A 19,885-nucleotide genomic window follows, 5' to 3' on the forward strand; every position below is an offset into this window, starting at 1 on the left:
AAAGCCTCAGGTATCTTGAGGCTTTTTTATTGGTTCAATGGTTCTGTATGATTAACACTATTAGTTAGTTTGGCAAAGCCCACAAAATACAGTGGTGCGTTGACCTAACTTAATTTCACTGAGTAAGTTGCCACACGCTGTGCAGCTTTCCCCACCTCGACCATATACGTGTAACTTTTGCGCAAAATAGCCTGGTTTACCGTCTGCGTTGGTGAAGTCCTTAAGTGTCGTTCCACCTTGTTTAATTGCTTGAGCGAGGATTTGTTTCACTTCAGCAACCAGTATGGTCAGCCTTTCTAAATCAATATTGCCAGCCGCCGCTTTAGGGTGAATACCTGCCGCAAATAATGCCTCATTAGCATAGATATTACCTACACCGACAACAATATGATTATCCATCAAACACAGTTTGATGGCTTTTTTCTTGTTGGCCAAAGCGGCTTGTAATTGCAGTGGGTTAAAGGCATCACTTAATGGCTCAGGGCCTAATTTTACCAGTAAGGGATGAGCTTCTTCAGGCAGTTCATACCAAAGCCAAGCGCCAAAACGACGAGGGTCGTTATACCTAAGTACACGTCCATTCTCTAATACCAAATCAATATGGTCGTGTTTTTCTACTGGGGTATTGGCTGGCAGAATTCTTAAGCTACCAGACATACCTAAATGTACGATAGTGACACCTGCATCAGTATCAATGAGTAGATATTTAGCACGGCGCCTGACTTGCTTAATGGTTTGACCGATAATGTTTTTACAAATATCAGGTACCGGCCAACGCAAAGAGGCATTTCTAATGACCAAGTCTCGAACGGTCTGATCGACAAGGTGTGGTGATATTCCTTGTTTGGTTACTTCAACTTCTGGTAATTCAGGCATAGAAATCCATTTTATATTTGTTATTTATTTGGCAGAGATAACAGGCACTAGTTTGCTTCGCAGACTGGGGGGGATCTGGTACCAGTTTTCAGCAGCGGATTGCAGTAGCCCTTGCTCGGGATAGTATTGCCAATGTTGTGCTTGTGATTGATGATTGATGGCAATGCTCAACGCTAATGGTGAGGGCAAAGTGTTTAGTTCTTCAGTTGAAATATCGACAACAGAAATAACAAGTTCAGACCAAGCTGTGGCCAATGATTGGCAGTTCAATACCGATGTTTCACATACCCAGCCAGAGTCTGATTGATTAAGCCAAATACCGTTAAATTGTAATTGAGTTAATTGGTTTTGCTCATCAAATAATGCATGGGCATCTTCTGGCATTTTATTGGTTTTAGAGTCAATAAACGTCAGCACCGCGACCATAAAGACGCAAGCAATGATGAGAATGTTATTCCACTTCTTTCGAGATAAAGCCATAAGCTAAATGCATTATTGATAGTAAGTTCGATTGATACTCATAGTGTATAGCAAAACTGTCTAGAGAAAAAAGTGAATAGCTTTAGCGTGTGGAAAACAGATTTTCATGAGGAAATTTTGGCAATAAAAAAGGTGATGCAGTGCTGGCATCACCTTTAGCTATAAGTTACTGGCGTTATAAACGACTAATGAGTCACTATCCGCCGGTAGAGTTCATGAAACGCAAAATTTGTACGTCATCATCAGTGCCAAAATAGTGCTCTTTAGGCTTGTGTTGAATCCCCTCTAAAATGGCATCTTTTAGTTTGCCAATATCTCCAGGAAATTCACGCACAATTGACTTTAGATCGACAGAGTTCTCGTTACCTAAACAAAGCAATAAACGACCTTCAACAGTGACACGCACCCGATTACACTCATGACAGAAGTTATTACTATGAGGTGAGATAAAGCCAATGTGAATATCGCTATCAGCCATTTTGTAATAGCGAGCAGGTCCGCCAGTACGCTTACTTGATGGCAGCAAAGGGTAAGTCTCTGAGATTATGCCTCTGACTTCTTCACTGGAGCAATGACGGCTACGTTTACGCTCATCCATTACGCCAAGTGGCATTTCTTCAATAAATGAAATGTCTAGCCCTCTTTCACGACAGAAGTTAATCAAATCAATCACTTCATGATCATTTTTACCGCGTAAAATTACTGCGTTTATTTTGATATGCTTAAAACCGGCAGCTTTGGCAGCATCAATACCAGCAATGACGCGATCGACTTTGCCGTTACGGGTCATTTCGGTAAATAGCTCAGGGTTTAAGGTATCTAAACTGATGTTAAGACGCTTTAGACCTGCATCATGCATCGGCTGAGCAAGCTTACTTAAACGCGAGCCATTGGTGGTCATAGATAAATCATCTAAACCAGGCAGTTTGCCCAGTAATTCAATTAATTTATCGCAGTCAGTTCTGACTAACGGTTCACCACCAGTTAGGCGGATTTTCTTCACGCCTAACTCTGTAAAAGCTTGTGCAATCCATGCAAGTTCTTCAAGGCTTAATACGTGTTCTCTTGGTAAAAAGCTTGGATCTTCACTCATGCAATATACACAGCGAAAATCACAACGGTCGGTGACCGATAAACGTAAGTATTCTACTTTTCGGTTAAAATTGTCGACTATTAAACTCATGAATTAGCACATCTTTTGGTTAGTTATAACAGTTCAGCGAAAGGCTGAATGTAGACTTGTTGGCCTGGCATGACTGAATCGTCGGCTTCACCGATCACAATCAGACAATTTGCTTTGACCATTGAGTTCAACATCCCTGAACCTTGTGCCCCTGTAGAGGTCACATGTAAACGTCCATCATTGCTTAAATGATACTGACCACGAACAAACTCTGTTCGTCCTGTTCTGCTGCGCAAAATACTATCGGTAATGGCAGGTAAATACTGTGGCGTATAGTTGATTTCACCAGCAAGTTTACGAATGGCTGGTTGAACGAATTGTAAAAACGACACCATCACAGCAACTGGGTTGCCTGGTAAACCGAAAAATAGGCTGTTATTAACCTTACCAAACGCCAGTGGTCGACCTGGACGCATGTTTATACGCCAGAAGTTAATTTCACCAATTTTGGCTAATACCGTTTTAATATAATCTGCATTACCCACAGAAACGCCACCTGAGCTAATAACGATATCAGCATCAACAGACGCATTTGAAAGTGCAGTGGTTAACGCCGCTTCACTGTCTTCAATAATGCCTAGGTCAATCACCTTACAACCTAACTTCTGCGCCATTGATTTAATGGTGTAGCGATTAGAATCGTAAATGCAGTTAGCTTTTAGCGGTTCACCAGGTTGACTGACTTCATCGCCTGTCGAGAAAACAGCTATGGTAGGTTGCTTAACCACATCAGCCGTTGGCAGGCCTAAAGAAGCTAATAAGCCCTGTTCAGCAGCATGTAAGCGATGGCCTTTAGCTAATGCGAGCGCATCTTTGGCGATGTCTTCACCTGACAAACGCACATGTTGGCCTTCTATTACTTTACCTTGTAGCTGAACTTGGCCATCTTGTTCGATTACCAACTCACGCGCTTCAACGGTATCTGCGCCTTGTGGCACAGTTGCACCAGTCATAATACGTACGGCTTCGCCAGCGGCTAGCACGCCTGGATACCCATGACCTGCTAAAACTTCACCCATCAGTTTAAGCGGGGCAACAGGATTTGTTGGACTATTGTCCTGGCTGTAAGCAAAGGCGTAACCGTCCATAGCTGAGTTAGTTTGTTGCGGCACATTCACAGGAGAAATAGCATCTGATGCTAAAACGCGATTAGCGGCTTTATCAATCGCCACTTGCTCACTATCTGTTAATGGCTTAACCATTGCCATAAGTTGCTCTAACCCTTGGGCGACAGATAAAAATTTCTGCTCATCTGATACTGGTGTCGCTTGAGTTGGAATTGGCAACTCAATGCCTGGGGCTTGCCAGTTTGTTTGATACTCAATGACAAAATCCGCAATTTGGCCGACATTGTTTAAATCTAAACGGGTAAGCTCTGCCGGCGTTTCAGTATCATCACAACAAGCGATAGCCACAATATTGTCATCATGGGTGTGAATGAGTGGCTTACCATGCGCAGCGCGGTGCAGTTCAATTTTAGGTAGTTCAAGTTTTTTAAAGCCTTCAACTAAAACGATATCCACTTTATCCGCTTCAACTTGCGCTAAAAGATGCGGTAATTGAGGATCTCCCTCAACGGCATCTTCAGTCATTAAAGCCCAACGAACATGGGAGGCAACCAGCATTTGCTTAGCACCCGCTTTACGCATTTCGTAGCTGTCTTTGCCAGGAATATCGACATCGAAATTATGATGAGCATGCTTGATAACAGCTAAACGAACTCCGCGGCGATTAAGCTCTGGGATCAATTGTTTTAATAAGGTGGTTTTACCGGTGCCACTATAGGCGCAAAATCCGAGTACTGGAATATTAAGCGGATTGGAAAACGGTATACTCATAAAGACCTCATTGTTGACTAATCATGGCGTATAGCCACAAATTATTTGGCATTCTCGATGACAAGTTTTTGTTCAAGTGTATTCACATTCACAAATGCATTAGGTTGATCAGCAAAGCTTGTGACCACATATTTGTGTTGTTCATACCAAAGGAAAATTTTTCGGTCGCCAGCATCAAGAAATGCCTGCATTGACGCTTTTAAATGTGGCTTAAGTAATAAAACCACTGGCTGGTGGTGCTCGCCATCGCTAGCAACCACGATATCGGCGTCAGCTTCTTTAAGTGAGGCATACATGCGCTCACATAAGTCCGTGGGTAACATTGGGCTGTCACATGGCACGACTAACAATAAGTCGGCCTGAGTTTGTCCCATTGCGGTTACCATCCCCGCCAAAGGGCCTAAATAACCAGACTCTAAGTCGCTGAGCACTGGGTAACCGAATTCTGCATATTCTGCTTGGCTGCGGTTGGCGTTAATCATAATAGAATTAACTTGAGGCTTAACGCGTTCGATAGTGTGGACAATCATCGGCTTACCGCTTAATTCAACTAAGCCTTTGTCGATTCCGCCCATTCTTCTGGCCATACCGCCAGCTAAAATCACCGCATCAATTTGCACTGACATAGTGAAACTCCTGAGACTGCTCAAAGCGAGGTATATGGTTACTTTCAACAACTTTTTGCTCTGAAATATGCCAGTGTTTCTGACATAAAGCTGTTAACCCACAGGTTTGGTGACTACTGATCAGCAGCCCAGTACCTTCTTGTTTCAAAATATTAATCATGGCTAAGACCAGTTTTTGTGACTGCTTATCCATGTTAGAAATTGGTTCATCAAGCATCAGCAATTTAGGCTGAGTAATCCAAGCTCTGGCGACGGCTAAGCGTTGTCGCTCTCCGCCTGAAAGATCGGTTGCATCACTTTCAAGTAATGAGCCTAGTTGCGCCATTTCAATGGCTTGGGTAATTCTGTCTTGTTGCTCTTGAGCGCTAAACTTGCCCTTGGGAAGAGCGTATCGCAAATTATATTCAACAGAGCCATCAAACAGGTAAGCATGTTGATGTAAATACACCGCTTTGCCAAGTAATGAATTTGTTTGCCACCATTTGGGGACTGCAAAGCCAGAGGCTGTCACTGTACCTGCATTGGGTTTAATGATGCCGGCAATAAGCTTCATTAACGTTGATTTTCCTGAGCCATTATCGCCTTGAAGATAAATCACATCGCCTTCACAAAACGATAAATCATCGAAGGTGAATAACTCGCGCTCTTTAAAATTAATGCGCACATTGTTTGCAGTAAGTTTAGCTGTCATTACTGACTCCTTGGCATGGCTTTACCACGCAAAGAACCAATCGCAAAGTTAATCACGATAGCTAAAATAAGTAACACTAAGCCCAGTGCGATGGCTTGGGCAAAATCGCCTTTACTGGTCTCGAGTGCGATGGCCGTGGGAATATTTCGAGTGTGGTGCAATATGTTTCCGCCCACCATCATAGAACAACCAACTTCTGTGAGAATACGGCTAAATGCGGCGATGATGGCCAGTAACAGTGGCACGCGTAATTCACGGCACACAGTCCAAATAGCACGTTGCCATGATGCACCTAGTGTACGAGACGTTTCGTAAGCTCGTTTATCAATACTGCTAAAAGCGGCTTGTGACAGGGCGATTAATACCGGAGCACAAATCATCATTTGCCCTAAAATCATCCCTTCTTGAGTAAACAACCAGCGCAAGTCACCTAATGGCCCGTTCCGGGTTAGTAGAAGGTATGCTAAAAGGCCTATGACCACAGTAGGAATAGATTGCAAAGTTTGGACTATGTTAGTGACAAACCAACGTCCTGGAAATTGATATGAGGCCAGTAAAAAGCCCAGCATGATCGACGGTATTAATGTGATGATTAATGCCGCAAAAGAAACTGAAAAAGATACGCTTATGATAGACCATACGTCTGGGTCTAAAGAAAGCAGCAAGCTAAAAGCTTGCTGCATTAGGGCTAACCAGCCTTCATTCATTACTTATATGTTGCCTTAAACAATTGTTCTCCCTGAACTTTAAAGTCATTAATCATCTGCTGAGCTTTAGGGCTAATAAACCAATCGCTCAATGCTTTCGCTCCTTGATGATTTAAATCAGGATATTTTTCTGCATTAATTAGCATGATTTGATAAGGGTTGGCTAATGCAGCGCCACCTTCAAAAGTAATTGCTAAATCTAATTTAGATTTGTAAGCAACAAACGTACCACGATCAGTTAATGTGTATGCTTGTTTCTCATCAGCCATCAGTAAAGTCTTACCCATACCTTGACCAATTGAAGTATAGCCTGAAAAATCTGGTGTTACAGAAGCTTCTTTCCAAATTGCGAGCTCTTTCATGTTGGTGCCAGAATTGTCACCGCGAGAGATGAAAGTACTCTTAGTTGAAGCTACTTTTTTAAAGGCTTCAACCACGTCTTTACTGCCTGACATTTTTGCAGGGTCGTTTTTAGGACCTAAAACAACAAAGTCATTTTCCATGATCCCACGAGGTGTTGTGCCATATCCTTCATTAACAAATTTGGCTTCAGCAGCGGGGGCGTGAGTCATCACAACGTCTACATCTCCTTGACGTGCAAGCTTTAATGCCTTGCCTGTACCTGTTGCAATCACTTGCACCTTGTAACCAGACTCTGCTTCAAACGTTGGCAAAATAGCGCGTAATAGACCAGAGTTATCTGTACTAGTGGTCGTAGCTAATTTGATGACTTCAGTTGCTTCAACAGTATCACTGACCATTGTGCTACCAAGTAATGCCATACCAATAAAAGCGGTTAAACCTGATTTAAAATTAAACATTCTAGCTCCTTGAAAATACTAAAACTGCATAGGCACCAAGCCGTGCCAATTAATGTATTTCGTAAATGAGGGCAAAGGTTGCCCGTAACAATTTAGTACATCGCAATTATTATGCCAATGCGTGCCTGAAAAGGTTGATCACGACAAAATTTAAAACTGTGATCTAAGTCTCGTACTAAGCTTATGGTTTACAGACAAATTGTCCCATAGGTCTAATTCTGTAGGGCAAACTGACCCATAGTCGGATTTTTAGTGGTACGATAATGTTAAATCTAGTCAAAATGTCCAAAGCAGAAGCCATATGAACAATAATGAATCAAATTCAAAGCCGTTACCCACAGCTGTTTCGGTGTTGATTGTTGATGATGAACCAGGAATGCGTAGCTTCCTGAAAAAGGCATTATCAAAGAAATTTGCGTTAGTTGAAACGGCATCCACTATTGAAGAAGCTGAAAAACTTCGTAGTCGCGGCCATTTTGACTTATTAATTGTCGATATTCGTTTACCTGATCGCTCTGGTATTGAATGGCATGAAGCATTAAATGAAAAAGAGCGTCGTTCAGACATCATTTTCATGACTGGCTATGCAGATATGGATGTTGCCATTAAGGCGCTGCGAGCTGGTGCATCTGATTTCATTATGAAGCCATTCCATTTAGAACAAATGATGACATCGGTCGATCGCTGTATTGAACGTCGCCTACTGAAGCGCGAAAACTTTATGCTGCGCCGTGAGTTATCAAGCGGCCATTCAACCACAATGATTGGTAACAGTGATGCAATGATAGAGGTAAAACAAGTCATTGAACGCGTAGCACCAACTAATGCAGTGGTTTTAATTGAAGGCGAGTCAGGAACGGGTAAAGAACTCGTTGCGAGACAATTGCATCAATTAAGCGGACGCACGGGGCCATTTGTACCAGTTAACTGCGGCGCAATCGCTCCAGAGTTATTAGGCAGCGAACTGTTTGGTCATACTGCTGGTGCATTCACAGGCGCCAAAGGAAATCGTGAAGGGTTATTTAACTTTGCGACAGGTGGCACCATCTTTTTGGATGAAATTGGCGAAATGCCAATGAAAATGCAAACAGCCTTATTGCGTGTGCTTGAGCAAAAAGCGATAAGACCTGTAGGTAGCGAAAAAGAGGTCGCTATTGATGTCAGGGTTGTGGCTGCAACTAACCGCACCCTGTCAGAGGAAGTTGCCGAAGGTAATTTCCGTAGTGACTTATACTATCGCTTGAATGTATTAAATATCTTGATCCCACCGCTGCGCACCCGTCCAGAAGATGTGATTGAGCTGACGCATCATTTCACTTGGCAACTTGCACGTGAATTAGGTGTCAAAGAAGTTGTGTGGAGTCATGAAGACTTACAAGTGCTACAACAGCATGAGTGGCCAGGTAATATCCGTGAACTGCGTAACATGATTGAACGATGTATTCTGCTGGGCAAGCCTCCTGCAGAGTATTGGAAGAAAAATGAACAAACAGAAGCAGTGACTCAAGCCGGTTATCCATTGACCTGGCCGTTAAAAGAAGTTGAAAAGCAGCATGTGATGAGTGTGGTTGATTCTCATAGTGGTAATAAGTCTGCGGCAGCAAGGGATTTAGGTGTGTCTCGTAAGACACTGGATCGTAAATACAAAGAATGGTTTGAAGTTGAATCGGATAAGGAAGACTAAATAGTGTCTGTTTTTAGTCAATTTTTTGGAGTCAGTTGGCAGCAAATGCAGGCCAAGGTGCGTTATCGCATTTTAATTTTAACTTTATTACCGATTTTACTTACGTTAATTAGTTTAGTGTTCATCACGATTTACTGGAATATCAGTTATACAGGTAAGCAGCTGTTTATGAAGGTTAAAGCTGACTTAACAGTGGCGACTAACACTCTAGAACAGGTTCAGAAACAGCAAGAAGTTCAACTTTATAATGTCAGCGAGTCTTGGGATTTTCAAAATTCATTTTCGCAGGTTGATAAAGGTAATCAAGCTGAATTAGTTAAGCTTAACCGTTACTTGATGCAGCAAAAAGAAATTCTTCAGCTTGATGTTTTACGGTTAATTAGGCTTGAAGAAGCTAATGCAGATCCTGACTTACGTCAGATGTTACCTAGAGTTGAAAACCAAGCTTTTTCAGGCTTAATGGTGCTTTCTGCTAAACGGTTAGATCGATTAGCTCCTAATTTGGCCGAGCTTGCCAAAGTACCTTTATCAGTCACTATGCGCGCTCAAGAGCCTGAAAAAATGGCTGAAACTCGCGGAATGTTGAGTAGAACTTTATTACCCATACCCGATGAAACGGGTCAGGTAAGCTGGTATCTCGACGGGGCGACGCTATTTAACAGAGATACCGTTATTGTCGACCATATTCGTGACCTTGTTTACGATAAAGGAACGCTGCCTGAACGCTCAATAGGTACCGTCACCATCTTTTTAGATAATGCTCGAATAAGCACTAATGTCCCCATGGACATGTTTTCTCCAAATGAAGAGCTTCAATCAAGAGCATTAGGCACGCTAGTGTCAGAAGAAGTGCGTCAAAAAGTCTTAGTGGAAGGCACTCCATGGGTTGATCGTGCTTTTGTTCTTAATGATTGGTTTATATCAGGTTACTCGCCACTTAAAGATATACGTGGGAAGCGAATTGGGATGATCTACACAGGTTTTTCTGAAGCGCCATTTATTCATACTTATATTCTTAATATCATCGAGCTAGGCACGATATTAATGTTGGTGCTACTCGTGTCAGGCTTTTTAGTATATCGAGGCGCAAACAGCTTATTAGAACCTATTGAGCGTATTCATCATGTGGTGAAAGCTGTGCAATCCGGTCGTGATTTACGTATTGGTGAGCTAGGTTTAGATAGAGACAACGAGCTTTCAAACCTCGCAGAGCAGTTTGATCATATGCTCGACCTATTACAGCGACGAAACTTACAAATTCAATCAGCTGCAGAGCAACTTGAAGTTAAAGTTGAAGAGCGAACCCGCAGTTTGCAAGACAAAACCGAAGAGTTACAACGTAACGTTGCCTTATTGAACGAAACTCGTCAGCAGTTGGTGACGAATGAAAAGCTAACCGCATTAGGTGAGCTAACAGCTGGTATTGCCCATGAGATTAACAATCCTACTGCAGTTATCTTGGGCAACATGGAGCTAATGAAATATGAGCTTGGTTCAAACGCCAACGTGGTTGAGGAAGAGATTGAGTTAGTGATTCAACAAGTGGGCAGGATCAGCACTATTATCCGCAGTTTATTGCAATATAGTCGCCCCGGTGAATTTAATGCACCTTTAGAAATGCACCAAGTGCAATCAATGATTGAAGAAGTATTAGTGCTTGTGCGCCATTCAATTGAAAAGCAAAAGGTAGAACTTATCCAGCAAATCAATACCACTGCAGAAGTTGAAGTTAATCGGCCGCAAGTGATTCAAGTATTGATTAACTTAGTCGTCAACGCCGCTCACGCAATTGAGAGCAAAGGTAAAATTTGGATTCGAGCTGATGATTGGGTAGAACATGGAAAAGTTGTTGGTGTAAAAGTTGAAGTGGAAGATGAAGGTGTGGGTATTGCGCCTGAACGTCTAAGTCGAATCTTTGACCCATTTTATACCACCCGAAAAGATGGCACAGGTTTAGGCTTATCACTTAGTTACGGCATTATTAAACGTATTGGTGGTACGATTGAGGTTAAGTCGACTCTTGGCAAAGGCACTGTATTTTCAATTGGTATTTATCATAAAGCCAAAGAAGAGCATGCAGATAACCCATATGCTGGCTTACATTTTGGTGCGGTAGACGACACAATCGTTTAGCTCAGATTAAATTTTAGGCAAAAAAAAGCCGGGTGATGAACCCGGCCACAAAGAGTGTGTGAGCAATGTCGTGCTTGCATACTCAGAAGGGTTAATAGGAGATGAAGCTATTAACTAAACTGAGTTTTGGAACGCACATAAATAATAATCATTCTCATTATCGTTTGCAAACATTAATTCAATAAAATTAACAAGTTTACATTCTCTTTACACCTCCAGTTAAACTACAAGTGCTACCTCCTCCCGGAAATAAATAAAATATTCAATAAAAACAATTTCTTGAATCCATTGCGAAACCAGTGATGGCTAAAGCTTGATTTTATGATTGGTTGCTAAGGTATGAGTTTTTAAAACGGTGAATCAATTTAAGTCGAGGAGGGATTGGTTTAGATTAATTTAAGGCGAAAAAAAGCCAGGTGATGAGCCTGGCGTTTAAAGAGTGTATGAGCAATGATGTGCTAATTCTCAGTGAAGTTAATAGGAGATGAAGCTATTAATGAAACTGAGTTTTGGAACGCACATAAATAGTAATCATTATCATTTGCGTTTGCAAGTTAATTGCTCAATTTTTTTAAACATTGTTATAAAAAAATCAACAAATTAAAAACACTCTTCCTGAATTATATTTAACTCATTACTTTTAAAGCACTTTCTGTAAATGCAATTTGTTTTGAGCAATATTACTATGATTCTCAACTTGAGTAATGTGATAGTGATTAGCCACCAACATGTTCAACATTGCTTTGAATTGGTTGCGGGTTTTCACTTCGAGGCGCGTAAACCCTTGTGAAGCAGCCCATTTTTCTTGGTACTCCAGCATTGATTTCGCTAAGCCGATATTTCTAAAATCTGCATTAACACCGCCTAACCAGCTGTAAAAGCATTGCTCGCCGGTTTGGTAACCTAATTTAAAACCCGCTAGTTCACCTTCAACGTAAGCCAGCAAGATTAAACATGTTTTGTTATTTAATCTTTCTTCAATTGATTCAATCGATTGAGCATTATCTAATTCACTTATTTCCGCAGTAAGGCTAGACACTTTGTCAGCGAGTTCTGCAGTTAACTCGGTATGAGCTTCGATTTGGATATTTAACATTTGATCTTCCGCAAGGCCGACTTATCAATCATTGTTGCTATGACTTCATTATGAAGCGCAAAGCTGAATAAGTTATTCGGCAAAAAACACCATGACATTATAACTCATCGTACCAGTACTGTGATGACCTTGAATAAAGAAATGCAGGATCGATCAAATTTTCGGCAGTAGTTTTGAAGCTAGGCTTTAATTCAAATTTTACTCTGGTTCAGTGCTACAACTATGGTTCGGCCCTGCAACTGTAGTGATTGCGCGCGATAACTACCGTGGTTAATTTCGATAATTCATAGTAGTTTAGTGAGCTAGTGATTTAGTAGCATAGTGAGCTAGGGACTTCACTGACAAGCCATTCAGTGAAATCCCTGTGAGAGGTCTTAGCTATTTGCTTACATTGAAGCAGGCTTTTTGTCTGCACTTGCTGCAGTGAGAGTGTCACTGTCGGTCGAAATGAGCTTTTCGCTAAGTACTTTAAGCAGTACTCCGTAAGCAGGTAAAAATAAACCTAAGCTGACGATTAGCTTGAATGCGTAATCGACCATGGCAATTTCTGGCCAATGCTGCGCCATAAACGTATCTGTTGAAGCGTAGAAGGCTACACTGAAAAAGACGATAGTATCGACAAGATTACCAAACAGGGTTGATGCTGCAGGGGCAATCCACCAAGCTTTGGCTTTGCGCATCCTGGCAAATACAGTGATATCCATTAACTGGCCAACGAGATAAGCAACAAAGCTGGCAAAAGCGATTCGAAATACAAATTGGTTCCATTGGGCTAAAGATTCTGCACCTTGAAAAGCCCCTTGATGGAAAATAACACCCATCACATAGGAAATAACCAGTGCAGGTAACATTGCTTTGAAGATGATGCTACGAGCCGCTTTTTGGCCAAATATGCGTACGGTGAGATCGGTAGCTAAATACACAAATGGAAAGCTGAATGCACCCCAAGTGGTATGGTAACCAAATATCTGAAATGGAAGCTGCACCAAGTAGTTACTGGCGCAAATAATAATGATATGAAAGCTGACTAAAAACATCAGCGCTCGGCGACATTGCGCCTGAGTTAGTTTTAACATCTTGTAGCCTTTTTATTGGGTTAGACGGGGTGAGGGAACCCGTATTGGAATATGGTTGGCAGTGTTATTGTTAGAGTGCATTAAAGATGTTTTGGATAACATATTTTTGGATGAAATATATTGAAAACGAATCAGTATGCATTTGCCAAGGAGGACGCATTATAGTGAGCAAAAAATAAGATGCAACTCTGATATGGATAAACTAAGCGTTATTTACCATAGTCAAAAAGGCTTAAGTGTTTATAGCTCGACTAAAATGGACAAAATTGTGGTGAGTTTATTTTCAAGTTCTTGCCACTCAGCCAATGGATCAGAGCCTGCAACAATACCAGCACCTGCAAAGAGGTTAATTCTACCTGGCTCAATCAGAGCACTGCGAATTGCTACTGAAAACTCGCTTTCATACTTATTGAGATAACCGCAAGCCCCAGCATACCAGCCACGATTATAACCTTCACGCTGGCGTATAAAGCTTAATGCAGACTCTTTGGGAAGCCCACCAACAGCTGGAGTCGGATGCAAACCTTGAAGTAATTGAAAGTCATTTACTCCCGCTTTTAACTCTGCACGAATTGAGCGATGTAAATGCTGAATATGCGTCAACTTGAAAATTTTGGCTAACTCATCGGCACCAACATAGTTACTAAGCGGAGTGAGCACGTTGACAATTTGCTGTCTGACTAGCTGATTTTCATGGCTGTTTTTAGAGTCTTCCAGTAATTGATTCGCTAAAAAATCGTCTTCTTCTTGATTTAATCCACGCACTGTCGTGCCAGCCAATGCTTCGGTAAACAATTCTTTCTGTCTGCGCAAATACAGGCGTTCTGGAGAACATGAAATAAAGGTTCTATCTGGGCTAAATTGAAAACCGAACTGGAAACTATTAGGGTTTCGCCCTTGCCAGCAAGCCAGCACCATCCATGGGTCAACCACATCGTTAATTTCTAACTGAGTTTGACGAGATAGCACCACTTTCGGGGTGGTTTGATTAAATTTAGGTTGAGTGACCTGTTCAACCAGTTCCTTCCAGCGTTGATAGTTGGGTAAATCACTACGACCCATTAACGGCAGTTTGTTAGGTGGTGATAGAGGTTTAGCTGGTTTTAACTGCTTAATTGCTTCAATGGCGGCTTCACATTCCGCTTGTGGGTCTGTGTTTTCAAAATTTAGGTTAACCAACAATTTGACAATATTGCCATGACGACGAAGCTCAATACGCGGCAGCACAAAGCGGGTGCGGCCAAAGTCTGGCCAGCATTCAACGGTGCGGTCAAAGGCAACACCGCCATAGTAGCGAATATCTTGATTGCTGCTTTTACCACGCTGAGATTGGTAAATTGATGCTAATAGTTCATCATCAATTTCTTCTTCTTGCTTAAAATCTTTACATGCCCCAATTGCAGCAACCTCTTCTTGTTTCTCACGCCCATGCCAATAAATTCGAGGGTATTGAGTTTGAGCACCTAACCAAGAGAGTAAAGGAATTGACTTTGCTTCCACAGAGATCTGCACCACGGGTTCCTTGGCATGTGCCAACTTCATAGCGTTTAGCTTGTCGATTAACTGGCTAAATTGCTCAGAAAAAATGTGGCTAGGCAACAAAGACTCCAATAGTTGATAACTCAAATAGATGAAATGAGGAAGAGTAGTATGGGTTTATGTAAATTATGCCTTAAGTTAATGAAGGGTTCAAAAACTGTCAATCTTAAGCCGCTCATGCTGTGATCTTAATTGCTAATATAATCGATAAATTGGGTTACGAATGATTATCAATCCCCCTAAATAACTGAATTTGTAAGGTGTTACATCTTGGTACATTTTATTTGGAGTATTTAGTCGAGACGGGATAAAATGCTCATGTGAAATTCACATTTTTTAAATATTAAGCCAGAAGTATTAGCATTTAATGCTAATGTTTAATTAGAGTATTCGGAGAGTTACCCGTTAATGAGCCAAGTTGAACAGTCAAAAGATGTCATTCGCATTCCTGTAAGCCGTTTAGGTTTAGGTATGTTTGTGGTAGCAATTGATCGTAAAGAAAGCAAAGTGGCCATTAGTAATGCTGGGCAAATTAAACACCGAGACTCGATAACTAAATTAAACCAAGCTGGGATTAAAACCGTTTGGGTAGATGTTGAACGTTCATCAGATAACTGTGGTTTAAAGAAAAAAACTGCAGCTTCATTAGCGAGAAAGCCTGTCGCCACTCGCGAAACCAAGCAAATTCAAGCCAAAAAAATTCTCAGCGAAGCTAAAAACTTAGTCCGTAAAGTACTGTCAGAAACCTATGAAGGGAAGGCGGTAGAAGTCGCGCCGTTTGAAGACATTGCCGATAAAATGATTGAGTCAGTAATGGATGATGCCGATGCGCTTAAATGTGTCTCAGCGCTGCGAACTAAAGATGCTTATTTACTTGAGCACTCCGTTAATGTTGCGTTTTTGCTGGTGACATTTGGTAAGCACCTTGAGCTTGATAAGGCTTTATTAAAAGAAATGGCTGTCGGTGGTATTTTGCACGATATTGGTAAAATCCAAGTAGATAACAAGATTTTACACAAGCCAGGCAAGCTTACTGATGAAGAATTTGAAGAAATTAAAAAACATCAGGTATATGCCGTCGATATCATGAAAGAAGCAGAAGGCTTATCGCAAATCAGTAAAGATGTTTGCTTAATGCATCATGAAAAGCTTGATGGAAATGGTTACCCTAGGGGACTTAAGGGTGATGAAATACCCCAGCACGGTCGCATGAGCTGTATCGTTGATATCTTTGATGCCTTAACGGCGACCCGTTGCTACAAAGAGGCCATGAGCCCAGCGGCAGCATTCAAAATTTTAATGAAGTTAACCCCATTTCACCTTGATCAAACCTTGGTATATGAGTTCATTCGTTGTGTGGGTATTTACCCTGTGGGATCACTGGTGCAGCTATCAGATGAAAGGGTCGGTATTGTATGGGAGTCAAAGGGACGCGATGCACTTAACCCTGTGGTTAAGTGTTTTTATTCCTTAAAACATAGACGCTATACCGATGTTACATTTGTGGATTTACGTAAGTCAGATTTGAATATTGAACGAGGTATTTCTCCGCGTTCTTTAGAAGTTGACCCTAGTCCATTTTATTAATTCACAATAAATACAAACGCTCAATGAACACTCATGAGAGCGTTTGAAGTGTGTTTTTGGATTGTTCCCATTCACCAGCGTCACCCTTTTTAGCTTTCTTGTTGTATATTCCCTTTGACTTACTCTCAATCCATTTTCGGAGACAAAATGAAATCCTTAGTTAGCATTAGTGTCATCATTCTTTCTTTAGCTTTACTTTTCCCAGGAGTGACACAGCCAATTTTGACCATACAAGGCAGTATCGAAAAAGCCGAATTGGTGGAAACTGGGGTTAATATGTTTACCGAAAGTTTATCGGAAAGCTCCCGTGACAATGCTCGCAGCATGATGCAAATGGCCATCAATATGTTTGGTTTCGATTCTATTGAAGGTGAAGTAGAGGTTTTTTATAAAACCCGCAGTATCTTGGATACGATCAATGAGCTATATCAGTCGAATAATGTCATTGTTGCCGGATTAGTTGGTTTATTTAGCGTGGTATTTCCTGCGCTGAAGCTTTTACTTATGCTCGTTATCTGCTTGCCTTGGTTTAGCCAGAAAAAACAGGGTGTCATTAAGGTTATCAGTGCGATTGGCAAGTGGTCTATGGCTGATGTATTCGTGGTCGCGCTAATCATAGTGTATATGGCAGGTAATGCTTCAGCGGGTATGGGAGAGCTGCTGAAAACCACCGCCCAATTTGAAAGCGGCTTTTATTTTTTCAGTGCATACTGTGTCTTTTCCATTGCTAGCCATTGGATAGTCTCTCGTTATTTTATCAAGCCTTCTCCAAACTCTACCCTCAATAGCGAGCCAAGCAAATAACATTAGTTTCTAAAACCATAGTTGCTAAAACCATTTAAAAATCAAATGTGATTGAAAGTGTAAATCTGCATAACTTAGATACAATCAGTATTGGCGGGATAAATAGACAATTTAGATAATTAGGTTGAGTATTCTAAATTGAGGCAATGAGGGTTTTATGATCCCATTGTTAAAAGAGATTGTTTAAGAGCCAAGCCCAAATCAAACTATTTAAAGCTATTGCCATTATTAGCTTATGTATTATTGCCGTGGTTGCATCGGTGCAAACCACTGGATTAGTGCGTGCGGTCATTGAACTAATCGCGTTTGGTGGGCTAATTGGACTTGCGCTAGCTAAGCCTTACATTCAGCCCCAAGATGCTCAAGACTCTGAGTAAGTAAATTGCTCCCAATTTCCAACCTTAGTTCTAACAAGTAAACCTAAAACACAGCAAAGCTTGTGTACGGAAGACTATTTGAGCGTTTTCGACTCTTTAATATTTTATCGTTTATTGACCTACCCACAATATATATCCCAGTGAAGAGCTGCCAATGGCTAACCAGAGTAATATTCCCAATAATAAAGGTTTAGGCCCATTAGCACGCATTTTACTTACGGTAATACCAGCACCGATTAAGAATAAACATACAATCAATAATTGCTTCGATACGCTAAATAACACTTCATACACTGGCTGACCTTGGGGGACGAAGTAAGCTGTGAGAATGGCTAAGCAATAGAAACCAATAAAGTAGGGAATCGATATTTTTGATTTATCGCCGCCAAAGATAATTGCGCTGAGTAACGCAATAGGGATAATCCACAATGCGCGGGCTAATTTGATAGTGGTCGCGGTTTTAAGAGCTTCATCACCGTAAGCTGATGCAGCGCCCACTACCGAAGACGTGTCGTGTATGGCAATGGCACTCCAGACTCCAAAATCATATTGACTCAAGGATAGAGCATGTCCAATGGTTGGAAATAAGAATAACGCTGCAGAATTGAGTAAGAAAATACAGGCTAGTGATACAGCTATCTGGTCGTTCTTAGCATTAATTGCTGGCGCGACCGCAGCGATGGCACTGCCGCCACAAATCGCAGTGCCGCAACTGATCAAGTGACCGGTTTTATCATCTAATTTCATTAACTTGGTTAATCCAAATCCCAAAATCAATGTGAAGAAAATCGAGCCAACGATTAAGGCTAAATTATTACTGCTGGCCGCAATCGCCTCAGGTAAATTAATACCAAAGCCAAGGCCTACTATTGAGTAAGCTAAAAGTTTTTTAGTGATTTTATTTAAATCGAGAGACGCTGGCACCATGCCTAAACTGGCAAGGGTAAAGCCCATAAGCAAGGCTATAGGGGAAGAAATGAAGGGAGCCAAACAGATCAAACCTATGGCAATAAATAGCCAAAGTTTGAATTGCGCTGAAAAACCAGTTGTCATGAACAATCACTCAAAATATTGATGAGCCATTGTAACAACTCAGATGGCATTGAACGATAACAGAAGATGAAAAAGCATCTGCTTAAGTGAGTTTTGCGAACTTACATGAGTGAAATATCTAATTAGGTCGCGAAATATCGTGACTTAACTATAATGGTAGGATTATTAGCGTTGACTTGGATGGATTTTCGATGACATCTCCACAAGATTTTGCCACAAGCCACTTTCTGCCAGAAAACACCCTGTTACTCAACGCCATAACTGAGGGTGTTTATGGCTTTGATCTTGATGGTAACGCGGTGTTTATTAACCCAGCTGCAGAGCAAATGACTGGCTGGAAAAGTGCTGAGCTGATTGGCAATAATATTCATGATTGTCATCATCATAGCCATGCCGATGGTAGTCACTACCCTCAACATGATTGCCCTATATATCGGACATTACATGACGGTATTGCTCGCCAAGTCACTGAGGATGTATTTTGGCGCAAAGATGGCAGTTGTTTTCCTGTTTATTACAGCTCTACCCCTGTATACGATAACGGGGTGTTAATCGGTGTTATCGCGATATTTCGAGACGTCAGTATTCAAAAACATACCGAAGACTCATTGCGTGAAGCGTTAGCGCAGGTGCAAGCATTGTCTGAGCGACTGGCTTCCGAAAATCAATATTTACTCACTGAACTACAGGGGAAACAGGGCGCGATGGGCTTGTCTGGAAACAGTGAAGCCATTAATCATTTAACTCAGCAAATTAACTTAGTGGCCAATACCGACAGCACGGTACTTATATGTGGTGAAAATGGTACAGGTAAAGAGCTGGTGGCCAGAAGCTTACACCAATTAAGTCACCGCAAAGATCACCCTTTAGTCAGTGTTAACTGCGCAGCTTTTTCAGCATCCATATTAGAAAGTGAATTATTTGGCCATGAAAAAGGCGCTTTTACCGGTGCTGTGAGTCGGCGTAAAGGTCGTTTTGAGTTGGCGCACAATGGCACCTTATTTCTGGATGAAATTGCTGAGTTAAGTCTGGAGGCACAGTCAAAATTATTGCGGGTTATTCAAGAGCAGTCTTTCGAACGAGTAGGTAGTAGCGAAACCATTAAGGTCAACATTCGACTAATCGCCGCGACTCACCATGACTTGCAAGCGCGGGTGGAGCAAGGCTTGTTTAGAATGGATTTGTATTATCGCCTTAACGTGTTTCCTATTATCGTGCCGCCACTACGCCAGCGACGCGAAGATCTTCCTGCTTTAGTGAGTGATTTAGTGGCGTCTTTAAGTCAGAAGCTAGGTAAAAAAATTACCARAGTGR

General features: G+C 41.5%; 18 protein-coding genes. 6 read left to right on the forward strand and 12 right to left on the reverse strand.

Going from position 1 to position 19,885, the window contains the following annotated elements:
• Positions 1-60 precede the first annotated feature (60 nt).
• The 8 genes from mutM to FNZ24_RS13480 form a co-directional block, all read right to left on the reverse strand.
• Positions 61-876, reverse strand: a complete 816-nt coding sequence (mutM, locus tag FNZ24_RS13445; protein ID WP_153915108.1) for a bifunctional DNA-formamidopyrimidine glycosylase/DNA-(apurinic or apyrimidinic site) lyase — start codon at positions 874-876, stop codon at positions 61-63.
• A gap of 24 nt (positions 877-900) precedes the next feature.
• Complete coding sequence (locus FNZ24_RS13450; protein ID WP_153915109.1) at positions 901-1,356, reverse strand: hypothetical protein; 456 nt, start codon at positions 1,354-1,356, stop codon at positions 901-903.
• Positions 1,357-1,552: 196 nt separating this feature from the next.
• On the reverse strand, positions 1,553-2,539 hold the full coding sequence (gene moaA / locus FNZ24_RS13455) for a GTP 3',8-cyclase MoaA (protein ID WP_153915111.1): 987 nt from the start codon (positions 2,537-2,539) through the stop codon (positions 1,553-1,555).
• A 23-nt stretch (positions 2,540-2,562) separates the two neighbouring features.
• Positions 2,563-4,377, reverse strand: coding sequence for a bifunctional molybdopterin-guanine dinucleotide biosynthesis adaptor protein MobB/molybdopterin molybdotransferase MoeA (locus FNZ24_RS13460; RefSeq protein WP_153915114.1), 1,815 nt, complete (start codon positions 4,375-4,377; stop codon positions 2,563-2,565).
• Positions 4,378-4,418: 41 nt separating this feature from the next.
• On the reverse strand, positions 4,419-5,003 hold the full coding sequence (gene mobA, locus FNZ24_RS13465; RefSeq protein ID WP_153915116.1) for a molybdenum cofactor guanylyltransferase MobA: 585 nt from the start codon (positions 5,001-5,003) through the stop codon (positions 4,419-4,421).
• Positions 4,987-5,694: an ABC transporter ATP-binding protein gene (locus FNZ24_RS13470; RefSeq protein WP_153915118.1), complete on the reverse strand. Its 708-nt coding sequence runs from the start codon at positions 5,692-5,694 to the stop codon at positions 4,987-4,989. Before FNZ24_RS13470 ends, mobA begins: the two co-directional genes overlap by 17 nt.
• A complete protein-coding gene (locus FNZ24_RS13475; protein ID WP_153915120.1) occupies positions 5,694-6,401 on the reverse strand; it encodes an ABC transporter permease in 708 nt (235 codons plus the stop codon). The genes FNZ24_RS13470 and FNZ24_RS13475 overlap by 1 nt, the downstream gene beginning before the upstream one ends.
• On the reverse strand, positions 6,401-7,222 hold the full coding sequence (locus tag FNZ24_RS13480; RefSeq protein ID WP_153915122.1) for a substrate-binding domain-containing protein: 822 nt from the start codon (positions 7,220-7,222) through the stop codon (positions 6,401-6,403). Before FNZ24_RS13480 ends, FNZ24_RS13475 begins: the two co-directional genes overlap by 1 nt.
• A 301-nt stretch (positions 7,223-7,523) precedes the next feature.
• Between FNZ24_RS13480 and FNZ24_RS13485 the strand changes: the two genes are divergently transcribed.
• Complete coding sequence (locus FNZ24_RS13485; protein ID WP_153915124.1) at positions 7,524-8,906, forward strand: sigma-54-dependent transcriptional regulator; 1,383 nt, start codon at positions 7,524-7,526, stop codon at positions 8,904-8,906.
• Positions 8,907-8,909: 3 nt separating this feature from the next.
• Positions 8,910-11,039, forward strand: coding sequence for a sensor histidine kinase (locus FNZ24_RS13490; protein ID WP_153915126.1), 2,130 nt, complete (start codon positions 8,910-8,912; stop codon positions 11,037-11,039).
• Between the two features lie 640 nt (positions 11,040-11,679).
• On the opposite strand, the gene FNZ24_RS13495 is transcribed toward FNZ24_RS13490, so the two are convergent.
• The 3 genes from FNZ24_RS13495 to FNZ24_RS13505 form a co-directional block, all read right to left on the reverse strand.
• Positions 11,680-12,135: a GNAT family N-acetyltransferase gene (locus tag FNZ24_RS13495; protein WP_153915128.1), complete on the reverse strand. Its 456-nt coding sequence runs from the start codon at positions 12,133-12,135 to the stop codon at positions 11,680-11,682.
• 386 nt (positions 12,136-12,521) lie between these two features.
• Entirely contained in the window at positions 12,522-13,211 is a 690-nt protein-coding gene (locus tag FNZ24_RS13500) for a 7-cyano-7-deazaguanine/7-aminomethyl-7-deazaguanine transporter (RefSeq protein ID WP_153915131.1), read from the reverse strand.
• Between the two features lie 240 nt (positions 13,212-13,451).
• The gene (locus FNZ24_RS13505) at positions 13,452-14,810 is read right to left on the reverse strand and encodes an isochorismate synthase (RefSeq protein ID WP_416384840.1); all 1,359 of its coding nucleotides are present in this window, start codon (positions 14,808-14,810) and stop codon (positions 13,452-13,454) included.
• Between the two features lie 348 nt (positions 14,811-15,158).
• Between FNZ24_RS13505 and FNZ24_RS13510 the strand changes: the two genes are divergently transcribed.
• From FNZ24_RS13510 to FNZ24_RS13520, 3 genes are all read left to right on the forward strand, one after another.
• Positions 15,159-16,337 (forward strand): HD-GYP domain-containing protein, encoded by a 1,179-nt coding sequence (locus tag FNZ24_RS13510; RefSeq protein WP_153915133.1) that lies wholly within the window; start codon positions 15,159-15,161, stop codon positions 16,335-16,337.
• Positions 16,338-16,484: 147 nt separating this feature from the next.
• Positions 16,485-17,141: a paraquat-inducible protein A gene (locus FNZ24_RS13515; RefSeq protein ID WP_153915135.1), complete on the forward strand. Its 657-nt coding sequence runs from the start codon at positions 16,485-16,487 to the stop codon at positions 17,139-17,141.
• A gap of 179 nt (positions 17,142-17,320) precedes the next feature.
• Positions 17,321-17,518, forward strand: a complete 198-nt coding sequence (locus tag FNZ24_RS13520) for a hypothetical protein (RefSeq protein ID WP_153915137.1) — start codon at positions 17,321-17,323, stop codon at positions 17,516-17,518.
• Positions 17,519-17,629: 111 nt separating this feature from the next.
• Here FNZ24_RS13520 and FNZ24_RS13525 read toward each other — a convergent pair whose 3' ends face one another.
• Complete coding sequence (locus FNZ24_RS13525; protein ID WP_153915138.1) at positions 17,630-18,571, reverse strand: YeiH family protein; 942 nt, start codon at positions 18,569-18,571, stop codon at positions 17,630-17,632.
• Between the two features lie 191 nt (positions 18,572-18,762).
• Between FNZ24_RS13525 and FNZ24_RS13530 the strand changes: the two genes are divergently transcribed.
• Positions 18,763-19,885 (forward strand): sigma-54 interaction domain-containing protein (locus FNZ24_RS13530; RefSeq protein WP_153915140.1); only part of this gene is annotated, 1,123 nt, incomplete at its 3' end.

The sequence above is a fragment of the Shewanella sp. TC10 genome (genome assembly GCF_009663145.1).
Lineage (GTDB): Bacteria > Pseudomonadota > Gammaproteobacteria > Enterobacterales > Shewanellaceae > Shewanella.

Coding starts and splice junctions, on each gene's coding strand:
- mutM (WP_153915108.1), bottom strand. CDS start 876: ATGCCTGAATTACCAGAAGTTGAAGTAACCAAACAAGGAATATCACCA.
- FNZ24_RS13450 (WP_153915109.1), bottom strand. CDS start 1,356: ATGGCTTTATCTCGAAAGAAGTGGAATAACATTCTCATCATTGCTTGC.
- moaA (WP_153915111.1), bottom strand. CDS start 2,539: ATGAGTTTAATAGTCGACAATTTTAACCGAAAAGTAGAATACTTACGT.
- FNZ24_RS13460 (WP_153915114.1), bottom strand. CDS start 4,377: ATGAGTATACCGTTTTCCAATCCGCTTAATATTCCAGTACTCGGATTT.
- mobA (WP_153915116.1), bottom strand. CDS start 5,003: ATGTCAGTGCAAATTGATGCGGTGATTTTAGCTGGCGGTATGGCCAGA.
- FNZ24_RS13470 (WP_153915118.1), bottom strand. CDS start 5,694: ATGACAGCTAAACTTACTGCAAACAATGTGCGCATTAATTTTAAAGAG.
- FNZ24_RS13475 (WP_153915120.1), bottom strand. CDS start 6,401: ATGAATGAAGGCTGGTTAGCCCTAATGCAGCAAGCTTTTAGCTTGCTG.
- FNZ24_RS13480 (WP_153915122.1), bottom strand. CDS start 7,222: ATGTTTAATTTTAAATCAGGTTTAACCGCTTTTATTGGTATGGCATTA.
- FNZ24_RS13485 (WP_153915124.1), top strand. CDS start 7,524: ATGAACAATAATGAATCAAATTCAAAGCCGTTACCCACAGCTGTTTCG.
- FNZ24_RS13495 (WP_153915128.1), bottom strand. CDS start 12,135: ATGTTAAATATCCAAATCGAAGCTCATACCGAGTTAACTGCAGAACTC.
- FNZ24_RS13500 (WP_153915131.1), bottom strand. CDS start 13,211: ATGTTAAAACTAACTCAGGCGCAATGTCGCCGAGCGCTGATGTTTTTA.
- FNZ24_RS13510 (WP_153915133.1), top strand. CDS start 15,159: ATGAGCCAAGTTGAACAGTCAAAAGATGTCATTCGCATTCCTGTAAGC.
- FNZ24_RS13515 (WP_153915135.1), top strand. CDS start 16,485: ATGAAATCCTTAGTTAGCATTAGTGTCATCATTCTTTCTTTAGCTTTA.
- FNZ24_RS13525 (WP_153915138.1), bottom strand. CDS start 18,571: ATGACAACTGGTTTTTCAGCGCAATTCAAACTTTGGCTATTTATTGCC.